Origin of the sequence: Sanguibacter sp. 25GB23B1 (genome assembly GCF_040012415.1) — a bacterium.
Taxonomy (GTDB): Bacteria; Actinomycetota; Actinomycetes; order Actinomycetales; family Cellulomonadaceae; genus Sanguibacter.
This window is the reverse complement of sequence record NZ_JBDYKL010000020.1, coordinates 42421-54561: the sequence shown is the minus strand read 5'-3', so window position 1 is coordinate 54561 and position 12141 is coordinate 42421. Positions and strand designations below refer to the sequence as shown.

At 70.5% G+C, this 12141-nt stretch carries 9 protein-coding genes; 3 read left to right on the top strand and 6 right to left on the bottom strand.

Going from position 1 to position 12141, the window contains the following annotated elements; all coding sequences use genetic code 11:
• Window positions 1-3: 3 nt before the first annotated feature.
• A complete protein-coding gene (locus tag ABKW26_RS12165; protein ID WP_348594030.1) occupies window positions 4-843 on the bottom strand; it encodes a dihydrofolate reductase family protein in 840 nt (279 codons plus the stop codon).
• Window positions 840-1325, bottom strand: a complete 486-nt coding sequence (locus ABKW26_RS12160) for a SufE family protein (RefSeq protein WP_348594029.1) — start codon at window positions 1323-1325, stop codon at window positions 840-842. Before ABKW26_RS12160 ends, ABKW26_RS12165 begins: the two co-directional genes overlap by 4 nt.
• A 38-nt stretch (window positions 1326-1363) precedes the next feature.
• Between ABKW26_RS12160 and zapE the strand changes: the two genes are divergently transcribed.
• Window positions 1364-2401, top strand: coding sequence for a cell division protein ZapE (gene zapE, locus ABKW26_RS12155; protein ID WP_348594028.1), 1038 nt, complete (start codon window positions 1364-1366; stop codon window positions 2399-2401).
• 63 nt (window positions 2402-2464) lie between these two features.
• Here zapE and ABKW26_RS12150 read toward each other — a convergent pair whose 3' ends face one another.
• The 4 genes from ABKW26_RS12150 to glgX form a co-directional block, all read right to left on the bottom strand.
• On the bottom strand, window positions 2465-3421 hold the full coding sequence (locus tag ABKW26_RS12150; RefSeq protein WP_348594027.1) for a polyphosphate kinase 2 family protein: 957 nt from the start codon (window positions 3419-3421) through the stop codon (window positions 2465-2467).
• A 46-nt stretch (window positions 3422-3467) separates the two neighbouring features.
• Window positions 3468-5141, bottom strand: coding sequence for a malto-oligosyltrehalose trehalohydrolase (gene treZ / locus ABKW26_RS12145; protein WP_348594026.1), 1674 nt, complete (start codon window positions 5139-5141; stop codon window positions 3468-3470).
• A gap of 205 nt (window positions 5142-5346) precedes the next feature.
• Window positions 5347-7899 carry a malto-oligosyltrehalose synthase gene (gene treY / locus ABKW26_RS12140; RefSeq protein WP_348594025.1) on the bottom strand — a complete coding sequence of 851 codons (2553 nt, stop codon included), beginning with the start codon at window positions 7897-7899 and terminating at the stop codon, window positions 5347-5349.
• A gap of 22 nt (window positions 7900-7921) precedes the next feature.
• Window positions 7922-10084: a glycogen debranching protein GlgX gene (gene glgX, locus ABKW26_RS12135; RefSeq protein WP_348594024.1), complete on the bottom strand. Its 2163-nt coding sequence runs from the start codon at window positions 10082-10084 to the stop codon at window positions 7922-7924.
• 182 nt (window positions 10085-10266) lie between these two features.
• Here glgX and ABKW26_RS12130 point away from each other — a divergent pair, with 182 nt between their 5' ends.
• Window positions 10267-10500, top strand: a complete 234-nt coding sequence (locus ABKW26_RS12130; protein WP_348594023.1) for a hypothetical protein — start codon at window positions 10267-10269, stop codon at window positions 10498-10500.
• A 127-nt stretch (window positions 10501-10627) separates the two neighbouring features.
• Entirely contained in the window at window positions 10628-12013 is a 1386-nt protein-coding gene (locus tag ABKW26_RS12125; RefSeq protein WP_348594022.1) for a GntP family permease, read from the top strand.
• The last annotated feature ends 128 nt before the right edge of the window (window positions 12014-12141 follow it).

Sequence of the window (12141 nt, the reverse complement as noted above, 5' to 3'; positions counted from 1 at the left end):
CGTTCACACTACCGGCGCGGGCTCGGTTTGTCGGATGGTCCACCGGGCGAGGAGGACTCCGTCGGCGTGGAGCAGGTGAGCCAGGCGTGCCGCTGGACGGTCGGTGAGGACGTCCGAGGTGATGACGGGCCGCGCGGCGCTGCCGCCCAGCACCTGAGGGCTCGTCGTGAGGCACATCTCGTCGACGAGATCCGCCTCGAGCATGGACCCGAGCAGCGTCGGACCTCCTTCGCACAGCACCCGGGTGAAACCTCGTGCCGCCAGCGTGTCGAGCGCGTCGGCGAGGTCGACCTGCTCGTCGCCGGACACGACGACCCGGTCCGCGGGCACGGAGGCGGGCAGGTTCCGGCGCCCGGCCTCGCAGGTCACGACGTAGGGCTGCTGCGCCGCGGTGTCGCCCGCAGCGCCGGCCATCGCCTCGGGCAGGTGCCCGCTGCGTGTGACGACGGCGGTGTGGAGGTGCGTCGCGCGTCCGGCCGCCTCCCGCGCCGCGGTGAGGCCCCGCGGGACCTTCAGGGGGACGTACCGTTCGGTCCGCACCGTGCCGGCTCCCACGAGCACGATGTCGGCGAGGGCACGCATGACGCGGAAGGCTCGGTAGTCGGCCTGGCCGTTGATCGACCCCGAGCGCCCGTCGTCCCCCCACGCCGCTCCGTCGATCGTCGAGATCATCGAGGCGCGGACGAGGGCGCTGCGACCGTCCGGCGCCGGCGGGTGCGCGTAGAGCGAGCAGAGCTCCGGCTCGTCGGGGCTGTGGCGCAGCCGGCTGCCGGCCGGCGCGCCGAGCGCGCCCGGCCCTGTCGCCAGGAGCACCTCGAGGTCGGGAAACGTCTGGTCGGTCATCCTCCCGGTGCCTCGACGACAGCGTCACGGACCTGACGCTGGACGCGACCGAGCATCGACGCCATCCCGGCCAGCCGCAGGGGGCTGATGAGCCCGCCGAGCCCGAGCCGCTCGGGCAGGTCGCTCGGGACCGCGAGCACGGCGTCCGCATCGAGGTCTGCGAGCCCTTCGGTGAGGACACCGGCGAACCCGCGGGTCGTCGGTGCCTCAGGCGGGGCGGAGTAGTGGACGGTCACGGCGTGCGGCGCGGCGGGTGCCACCTCGACCACGACGAAGACGGGGGACTGGCACTCCTCGACGCGCTCCATGAGCGAGGTGTCCGACGCGTACGGCTCAGGGACGTCGGCGACCTGCTCGCCGAGCTCGACGAGCATCTCGAGCCGCTGTGCGGGCCCGAGCGCGTGGAAGTCCTCGACGAGGGCGACCAGCGCCGCCGGCAGCTCGGCAGGGGGACGGGGGGACTCGGACGTGGTGATCGACACAGCACCAGCCTAGAGGTTGGCCAGTAGGCTTGATCGTCGTGACCGTCCCCCTCCCGCACCTCACCGACGTCCGCCCGCACGTGCCTGTCGAGCGGCTCCTGGCGGACCTCGTCCCGCCGCGGCACTTCGCGGACGCGTCCTTCGGCTCCTATCGCGCCGACGCCGCGCACCCGAGCCAGCAGGCGACCGTCGATCGACTCGTCGAGGTCGCCGAGGCGCTCTCGGGGTCACCCAAGGGGTGGCTCAAGCGACTCGTCGGCAGCGGGTCCGGCGCCCAGGTCGCGGTCTACCTCGACGGCGGCTTCGGCGTCGGCAAGACCCACCTCCTCACCTCCCTCGCCCGCGCCGTGGGCCGGGAGGCGAGCGCCTACGGGACCTTCGTCGAGTACACCAACCTCGTCGGCGCGCTCGGCTTCGCCAAGACGGTCGAGGCCCTCGCCACGAAGCGGCTCGTGTGCATCGACGAGTTCGAGCTCGACGACCCAGGTGACACCGTCCTCATGTCACGGCTCCTGCGGGAGCTCGCAGACCGGGGGATATCCCTCGCCGCGACGTCGAACACCCTGCCCGACTCGCTGGGTGAAGGGCGCTTCGCCGCCGACGACTTCCTCCGCGAGATCCAGGCCATGTCGGCGCGCTTCGAGGTGCTGCGGGTCGACGGCGAGGACTACCGGCACCGCACGCTCGTCGCCGGTGCGTCGAGCCTGCCGGACGACGCCGTGGTCGACGCCGTCCGCGGGCGTCCCGGGGCGGTCATCGACGACTTCGACGAGCTCCTCACCCACCTCTCGCACGTCCACCCGAGCCGGTACGGGGCTCTCCTCGACGACGTGACCCTCCTCGGTCTCACCGGGGTGCACCCGGTGACGGACCAGTCGACCGCGCTGCGCCTCGTCGTGCTCGTCGACCGGCTCTACGACCGTGACGTCCCGGTGCTGCTCGGCGGCTCGGGCGAGGCGGACCTGTTCAGCGAGGAGATGCGCGCCGGCGGGTATCGCAAGAAGTACTTCCGGGCGCTCTCGCGCCTCGGCTCGCTCGCCGCCGACGGCCGGGAGCTCGTCGACCAGGCAGCCTGAGCTGCCGAAGACAGCTGCCGGAGACGGCTGCCGTGAGTGGCGTCGGACCCGCCCCCGGCCGCCCTAGGACTCTGCGAGCCGCCGCTTCTCGTGCTCGATGTCGAAGTCGGCCGGCGGCCAACCGAGGTCGAGGCCGCGCAGCGCGTCGAGCAGCAGCTGGGAGACCGCCAGACGGGCGTACCACTTGCGGTCCGCGGGGATGACGTGCCAGGGGGCGACCTCGGTGCTCGTCCGGTCGAGGATCGCCTGGTACGCCTCCTGGTAGTGCGGCCACTCGAGGCGCTCGTCGATGTCTCCCGGGTTGAACTTCCAGTACTTGTCGGGTCGCTCGAGCCGCTCCGCGAGGCGTGCCTTCTGCTCGTCGAGCGAGACGAACATCGCCACCTTGATGATGGTCGTGCCCGCGGCGGCGAGCTCGGCCTCGAAGGCGTTGATCTCGTCGTACCTGCCAGACCACACGTCTTCCGGCACGAGGTCGTGCACCCGGACGATGAGGACGTCCTCGTAGTGCGACCGGTCGAACACGCCGAGGTAGCCCGGCTTCGGCAGTGCCCGACGGATCCGCCACAGGTAGTTCTGCGCGAGCTCCTCCTCGGTCGGTGCACCGAAGGACCGGTGCTGGACGCCCTGCGGGTCGACGAGGCCGACGACGTGCCGCACGATCCCTCCCTTGCCCGCCGTGTCCATGCCCTGGAGCACGAGCAGGACGGATCGCGAGCCGCCGGCGCGCCCCTCGGCGAAGAGGCGCTCCTGGAGGTCGGAGAGCTCAGGTCCGTAGCTCGCGAGGGCGGCCTCGGCCTCGGCTTTGCCGCGCGACCAACCAGGCGTCGAGCTCCGGTCGAAGTCCTCGAGGGAGAAGCCTTCCTCGACCCGCAGGACCTCCTTCGGGTGGGCGTCCCAGAGCGGACTACCTGCTGTGTCTGGTGCTGGCGACGCGGCAGTCTCCGGTGCCGCGTGCTCCTTCGCGTGCTTGGGCTTCTTGCTGTCTCTCGACTTCTTGCCGTGCTTGGACTTCGACATGGTGCCTCCGACGATGGGTACGGGTCGAGCATTGCGTCCGGTGGTGCTAGCCGGCGTCTCTCAGGACGGCCACCGAGCGTGGCGGCAGGGTGAGGGTCGTCTCTGCGTCGCCCGCCTCGAGGTGCGGGTCGGCCCATCCGGCCAGGATGGTCGACCCGGCGGCGACGGGCACGGCCGAGGCGTCGGTCCCGCGGTTGAGCACCACGCGGACACGACCGCGGACCACCTCGAGGACGGGGGAGTCGTCGTCGCCCTCGACGCGGGTGGCATCGAGCTGCCCCGATGCGATGTCCGACTCGGATCGACGAAGGTCGATGAGAGTCCGGTACCAGTCGAGGAGCCGCGCGTGCTCGGCCTGGCCGAGCTCGTCCCAGTCGAGGACGCTCGCATCCCGGGTGGCGGGGTCCTGCGGGTCAGGGACCACGAAGCCCTCGCCGTACATGTCCACCCAGCCGTGTCCCGAGAACTCGCGGGCGCGTCCCTCGCTCACGGCACGGGCGAGGTCGGTGTCGGTGAAGTCGGCGAAGAACCGCCAGTCGGTCGACGCCCCCCACTCCTCGCCCATGAAGAGCATCGGCGTGAAGGGCGACGTGAGGACGAGCGCCGCGGCCATCGCCAGCCCACCCGCGTCGAGGCTCGCCGAGGGGCGGTCGCCGCGCGCACGGTTGCCCACCTGGTCGTGGTCCGACGCGAACGCGACGAAACGGTGACCGTCGGTGTCGCGCGGGACGGGATGGCCCCAGTCCTTGCCGCGGAAGGTCGAGAAGTCGCCGTCGTGGACGAACGCCCCGGTGAGCGCCTTGCGCAGCACCGCGACCGAGCCGAAGTCGACGTAGTACCCGTGGCGCTCACCCGTGAGCAGGGCGTGCACCGCGTGGTGCACGTCGTCGGCCCACTGGGCGGTCATCCCTCGTCCGCCGGAGGTGGTCCCCGTCACCGTGCGGGGGTCGTTCTCGTCGGACTCCGCGATGAGCCCGAGCGGGCGGCCGACCTCGCGCGAGAGGGCGGCGACCGCGTCCGAGAGCTCGGCGAGGATGTGCGGGTCCGAGTCGTCGATGAGGGCGTGGACGGCGTCGAGGCGCAGCGCGTCGACATGGAAGTCGCGCATCCATCGCACCGCGTTGTCGACGATCCACCGCCGCACCTCCACCGAGCCGGTCCCGTCGAGGTTGACGCCCTGGCCCCACGGGGTGTGGTGGTCGTCCGTGAAGTACGGCCCGAACGTCGACGTGTAGTTCCCCGTCGGTCCGAGGTGGTTGTAGACGACGTCCAGCACCACACCGAGCCCGTGGCCGTGCGCGGCGTCCACGAAGCGCTGGAACGCCGCCGGGCCACCGTACGGCTCGTGGACGGCGAAGAGGTCGACCCCGTCGTAGCCCCATCCGTGGCGGCCGTCGAACGCGGCGACCGGCATGACCTCGACGAGGTCGACACCGAGGTCAGCCAGGTGGCCGAGCCGGGCGATCGCCGAGTCGAAGGTGCCCTCAGCGGTGAACGTGCCGATGTGCAGCTCGTAGATCACCGAGCCCAGGACGCTCGTCCCCGGCCAGGCGTCGTCGTCCCAGTCGTGCACGGACGCGTCGAAGAGCTGGCTCGGACCGTGGACCCCGAGGGGCTGGCGGGGGCTGCGCGGGTCGGTCGGGCGGGCCCCCCGTCGACGCTGAAGCCGTAGAGGGCGTCCGGCGCGAGCGCGCCCGTGACGCCCTCCGGAGCGCCCCACCAGCCGTCGCCGAGCGAGCTGTCACGGACCATCTCGACCCGGTCGTCCGCCTGGCCGGCGCGGTCGGGGTCGGTGGCGTCGCCGGAGGCGAACCCGTCGGCGTCGGCAGGAGGGAGCACGAGCTCCACCCGGGAGGCGTCCGGAGCCCAGACCACCGGAGAGGCGGGCTCGAGCGTGCCGCGGTCCTGCGATGTCTGGGTGTCGGTCATGATGCGGTCTCCGGGATGAGGAGTGCGACGGGGTAGGTGTCGAGCAGCGGGGCGATCCGTTGGTGACCACCGTCGAGGACACGGTCGGTGAGCACGTCCCTCCATCGTCCCTCAGGAAGGGTCACCGTGTGCTCTCCCCAGCCGCCGAGGCGCTGCAGGCTCCCAGCACCACGGGTGGCGAGCGTGACGATGCGCGGACCGTCACCCTCCGTCCTGGCGAACGTCAGGACGCACCCGGACGAGGCCGCCAGCGGGCGGTAGCCGGCGTCGGGACCGATGAACGCGCCCGGGTACGTGCGGCGCACACGCAGCGCTGCGGCGGTCACGAGGAGCTTCTCCTCGGACAGGTCCCGGGGGTTGCTCCTGGCGTCGAGCCTGCCGAGCCGCTCCACGAGCTCGTCGGCGTCGACCGGCTGACGGTTGTCCGGGTCGACGAGCGTCGGCCGGAACGACTCCGTGCCCTGGTAGACGTCCGCCACGCCCGGCATCGTCAGCTGGACGAGCTTGATGCCGAGGCTCGCGGCGCGGACGGCGCTCGCGGTGCGCTCGGCCCACGCGGTGAAGAGGTCGACGACGACCGGGTCCTCGAGGGCGCGCCGCGCGAGAGCCATGACGGCGTCCTCGTAGGCCTCGACGGGCTCCGTCCATGTCGTCCACGTCTTCGCCTCGCGGACCGCCTTGAGCAGGTACGTCGTGATGCGGTCGGCGGTGATGGGTCCGTCGAGGCCCCAGGTGCCGGCGATCGTCTGCCACACGAGGTACTCCGTGCGGCCGTCGAGCAGCCTGCTGCGCGACGTGGCCGTGTGCTCCCGGAGGGTGTCGACGAGCTCGGCCCACTCGTTCGCGTACTCGGAGAGGACGCCCAGACGTGCCCGTGTGTCCTCGTTGCGCTTCGTGTCGTGCGTCGAGCCGGTCGTCTGCGCGAGCGGCGTCTGGGCGGCGAACCGTTCGGCGAAGGCGTGCCAGTCGTCGGTGCTCACGGCGAAGCGTGCCGGCTCCCCGCCGACCTCGCAGAGGGAGACGAGGTGCATCCACCGGTAGAACGCGGTGTCCTCGACACCCTTGGCCATGACGGCCCCGCACACCTGCTGGAACCGGATGACGAGCTCGTCGCGTCGCACCTCGCGACGCCGCCCCGCCGAGCCCACCTCCTTGCCGAGGAGGAGGTCGACGAGCATCTCGAGCGTCTCCGTCCGGATCTCGTCGACGTGGGCACGAGCGATCGCGGCAGCCTCCTCCATGGCGTGCACCGACTCGCGGCGCGTGTCGGCGCCGGGAACCACGTACGCGCGGTAGCGGTCGAACGCGACGAGAAGCTCGACGAGGCACTCGTTGAGCGCGCGCCACGTGTGGTCGCGCAGCCGCGGGTCGTCGCGGCAGATGGCGGCGGCGAGGTCCGTCAGGCGGTGGACCTCGGCGTAGAGCGGGCCGTGGACGATCTCGCGCTTCGACGTCTCGACGAGCTCCGGGAGGTCGTCGCCCGCGTCGCCCGTGACGCGGTGCATGAGGCTGGCGAGGCGGGACTCGCCCATCGGCTCGACGAACGTCGACTGGAGCCGCCACATGCCTTCGTAGCCGGTCGTGCCGACCGTCTCCCAGTCGCGGGGGACCTCTTCCTCGCCTGCGAGGATCTTCTCGACGGACACCCAGGCACCACCGGACTTCTCGGCGAGCCGGCTGAGGTATCCCGACGGGTCGGCAAGACCGTCCGGGTGGTCGATGCGCAGGCCGTCGACGATGCCGGCGTCGAGCAGCTCGAGGATGAGCTCGTGCGTCTCGTCGAAGACGTCCGGGTCCTCGACCCGGATGGCGGCGAGGGTGCCGACGTCGAAGAACCGCCGGTAGTTGAGCTCTTCGTCACCGACCCGCCAGTGGGCCAGCCGGTAGAACTGCCGGTCCACGAGCTCGGCGAGGGGGAGCGACTCGGTACCGCTCCGGACGGGGAAGACGTGGTCGAAGTATCGCAGGACGGTCTGCTCGCGGCCGTGGCCGGGGATCTCCTCTACCTCGACCGTCAGGTCGCCCGAGGCGAGCACGTCCCCGATCCGCCCGCCGAGCACGGGCATGAGGAGTGCTCCCTCGCCACCCGACCAGTCGACGTCGAACCACTTGGCGAAGCGCGACTCCGGCCCGTCCGAGAGGACCGACCAGAGGGCTGCGTTGTGCCACGCGGGCGTGGGTACAGCCATGTGGTTGGGCACGATGTCGAGCACGAGGCCGAGCCCTGCCTCGTGCGCGGCGGCGGCGAGCCGGTCGAGTCCGGCCCGCCCGCCGAGCACGTCGCTCACCCGGGAGTGGTCCACCACGTCGTACCCGTGGGTGGAGCCCGGCGCCGCCGCGAGGATCGGCGACAGGTACAGGTGCGTCACGCCCAGCGACGCGTAGTACCCCGTCCTCGCAGCGACATCGTCGAACGTCAGGTCCGCACCGAGCTGGAGCCGGTACGTGGAGACCGGCACCGGCTTGCCCGGGGACGGGGACCGGCGGCTGGACACCCACTCGCTCTGGGCGGTGGTCTCGTGCTGTCCGGTCGCGTGCGGCTCTGACATCCGGGCTCCTCGTGTTGTGCGGCTACTCCCCGAGCGGAGGCCGCGTCAAGAAGACCACGCTCCGTCCCTTGACGCACATCGAGGCGCCGGCAGCGACGGTCCCTGCCGTCGGGGTCGGGAGCTCGATCGGCGTCGGTGACGAGAGTGGCGACGCGTCCAACGGCGGGGTGGCCGTGTCGAACACGATCGTCCACTCCGCACCGAACCGGGCGTCGGGGATCGTGAAGTCGAGCTCGTCGTGGTGAGCATTGAAGAGGATGAGGAAGCTGTCGTCGACGATCCTCTCCCCACGCAGCCCGGGCTCCCCGATCGCCTCACCGTTGAGGAAGACGGCGACGGAGCGTGCGAAGCCCTCGTTCCACGCGTCGTCCTGCATGTGCTCGCCCTCGACGTTGAGCCAGGCGATGTCGCCGAGGACCTCGTCGCTCCAGTCGTGGTCACCGTCGAAGAAGCGGCGACGGCGCAGCACCGGGTGGCGCAGTCGCAGGTGGACCAGCTGCTGCGTGAAGCTCAGGAGGTCCTGCTTCTCGTGGTCGAGCTCCCAGTCCATCCACGCGAGCTCGTTGTCCTGGCAGTAGACGTTGTTGTTGCCCTGCTGGGTCCGCCCGATCTCGTCGCCGTGCGCGATCATCGGGACGCCCTGGGAGAGCAGGAGCGTGGCCAGGACGTTGCGCTGCTGGCGTCGTCGGAGCTCGTTGATCTCCGGGTCGTCCGTGGGTCCCTCGACTCCGCAGTTCCACGAGCTGTTGTGGCTCTCGCCGTCGTTGTTCCCCTCGCCGTTCGCGTCGTTGTGCTTCTCGTTGTACGAGACGAGGTCGGCGAGCGTGAAGCCGTCGTGGGCGATGACGAAGTTGACGGACGAGATGGGCTTGCGGCCCGTGTGCTCGTAGAGGTCGGAGGAGCCGGAGAGGCGGCTCGCGAACTCCGCGAGGGTCGCGGACTCCCCGCGCCAGAAGTCGCGGACGGTGTCCCGGTACTTGCCGTTCCACTCGCTCCACATGGAGGGGAACCCGCCGACCTGGTAGCCGCCGTCGCCGAGGTCCCACGGCTCGGCGATGAGCTTGACCTGGCTGACGACGGGGTCCTGGTGGACGAGGTCGAAGAACGCGGAGAGCCGGTCGACCTCGTGGAACTGGCGAGCCAGCGTCGAGGCGAGGTCGAAGCGGAAGCCGTCGACGTGCATCTCCGTCACCCAGTAGCGCAGCGAGTCCATGATGAGCTGCAGCACGTGAGGGTGGCGCATGAGCAGCGAGTTGCCCGTGCCCGTCGTGTCGAAGTAGTGCTGCTGCTCCTCGTCGACGAGCCGGTAGTACGCGGCGTTGTCGATGCCGCGGAAGCTGATCGTCGGGCCCTGGTGGTTGCCCTCGGCCGTGTGGTTGTAGACGACGTCGAGGATGACCTCGATGTTGGCCTCGTGGAGGGCCTTGACCATCGCCTTGAACTCCTGGACCTGCTGGCCGACGGAGCCCGAGGAGGAGTAGCGGTTGTGCGGGGCGAAGAACCCGATGGTGTTGTAGCCCCAGTAGTTCGAGAGGCCCTTCTCCACGAGGGTGGAGTCGTTGACGAACTGGTGCACCGGCATGAGCTCGATCGCGGTGATGCCGAGCTCGACGAGGTGGTTGATGACGGCAGGGTGCGCCATGCCCGCGTACGTCCCGCGCAGCTCCTCGGGGACGTCCGGGTGCTGCTGCGTCATCCCGCGCACGTGCGCCTCGTAGATGACGCTCTCGTGGTACTCGTGGTTCGGCGGGCGGTCGTGACCCCAGTCGAAGAACGGGTTGACGACGACCGACTTCATCGTGTGCGCCGCGGAGTCGTCGTCGTTGCGCTTCTCCGGCTCGCCGAACGTGTACGAGAAGAGGCTCTGGTCGCCGTCCACCTCACCGTCGATCGCCTTGGCGTACGGGTCGAGCAGGAGCTTCGACGGGTTGCACCGCTGCCCGTTCTCCGGGTCGTACGGGCCGTGCACGCGGAAGCCGTAGCGCTGCCCGTGCTGCACCGAGGGGAGGTAGGCGTGCCAGACGAAGGAGTCCACCTCCGTGAGCTCGATCCGGGTCTCCGTGCCGTCGGTCTCGAAGAGGCAGAGCTCGATGCGCTCCGCCACCTCCGAGAAGATGGCGAAGTTGGTGCCGGTGCCGTCGAAGGTCGCACCGAGGGGGTAGGGATGTCCAGGCCAGATCTGCATGCGAAAAGACTGCACTACGAATCGACCCCCGTCATGCCAGAAAGACCTTGAGGAGGCCAAAAGGGACGTTTCTCCACCTCGAACGCGTGTTCTGTCCCTATGACGTTCACCACGTGCCCCGGCGGAGGTGTCGTGGACGCTGCACCTCTGGCGCAATTCGCCGGAGTTTGGTGGGATGAAGCATGGCCACGAACCGATCAGTCCAGGACGACCCGGGCGCACGACGCCCGAACGCGACACCCGTGCCGATCCAGCGCGACGCTCGCTACTACGACGAGGACAAGCCGGGCATGGGTGACGTTCTCACCGGAGGGGACGCCACGCGGGCTCCGAAGTCGCTGCGCGAGTCGGAGCGGCGTGCCAAGGACGGCGCGATCCTCGCCGGTGACGACTGGGACAACCCCGAGGAGATCTAGGCCCGGGTGGGTCCGGGGCGACCGGTACCGGAGCGGGAGCCTGTCCCGGTCGCGCTCGTGGAGCTCCTCGTCCATGCTGGCAGCAGCCCTGCACGCTGACCCGCCTACCTGACGCCTGGAGCACCCGATGCCACCCGAGGACTGGAACCAGACACTCACGGCGGGCCCGTTGCTCGCCATCGCCGGCGGGGCGATCCTCCTGCTGCTCGTGCTCATCATCAAGCTGCGCCTGCACGCCTTCCTCGCCCTCATCCTCGTCTCGCTCCTGACGGCGTTCGCGGCGGGGGTGCCCGCCGGGTCGGTGGTCGACGTCCTGACGAGCGGCTTCGGCACCACCCTCGGATCGGTCGCCCTCCTCGTCGGTCTCGGCGCGATGCTCGGTCGGATGGTCGAGACCTCGGGTGGAGCGAAGGTCATGGCCGACACGCTCGTCACGCGGTTCGGTGAGGAGCGGGCGCCGTTCGCCCTCGGGGTCGCGTCCTTGATCTTCGGCTTCCCGATCTTCTTCGATGCGGGTCTTGTCGTGATGCTCCCGATCGTGTTCGCGGTCGCCCGCCGTCTCGGCGGGTCGGTGCTCACGTACGGGCTGCCCACGGCCGGTGCGTTCTCGGTCATGCACATCTTCGTGCCGCCCCACCCGGGCCCGGTCGCGGCCTCCGAGCTCCTCGGTGCCGACACCGGCCTGGTCATCCTCCTCGGCCTCGTCGTCGCCGTCCCCACCTGGTACGTGTCGTCGTACATGTACGGGATCTGGGCCGGGAAGAAGTGGGTCCTGCCCGTCCCCGAGATCCTCGGCAAGCCGGAGGACGAGGACTACCCGGACAACCCTCCCGGGCTCGGGACCGTCGTGGCGATCCTCCTCCTCCCGCTCGTGCTCATCTTCATCAACACCGGTCTCGACACGCTGCGTGGTGCCGGTGTCCTCGACGGCGAGGCCTCCTGGTTCCAGCTCGCACGGGCCATCGGCTCGACGCCGGTCGCGCTGCTCATCGCCGTCCTCGTCGCCGCCTGGGTGCTCGGCCACCGTCGGGGTCGTGAGAAGACCGTCATCGAGAAGCTCCTCGACTCGGCGCTGGGCCCGGTCTGCTCCGTCATCCTCATCACCGGTGCCGGTGGGATGTTCGGCGCCGTCCTGCGCGCGTCGGGCATCGGCGACGCCCTCGCGGACGTGCTCGGGGACGTCGGCCTGCCGATCATCGTCGCCGGCTTCCTCATCGCCACGATCCTGCGCATCGCCCAGGGTTCTGCCACGGTCGCTCTCATCACGGCCGCCGGACTCATCCAGCCGGCCGTCGAGGCAGGCAGCTACAGCGGGCTGCAGACGGCGGCGATCGTCGTCGCGGTGGCCGCCGGATCGGTCATGGCCTCGCACGTGAACGACTCCGGGTTCTGGCTCGTCGGGCGGTTCTTCGGCATGGACGTCCCGACGACGCTCAAGACGTGGACCGTCATGGAGACGATCATCGGACTCATGGGCTTCGCGATCGCAGGCATCGTCTTCGTCATCGCCTGATCGCTCGGGCCGTGCGACCGGGTGAGGTCTTGCGCGCGGGCGGGTGCTCACCCTGTCCTCGCAGGTGAGCGCGGCGGCCCATCGGGGCGCCGTCCGGGGCGTCCGTCTTCACCCGGTCCGACACGTCA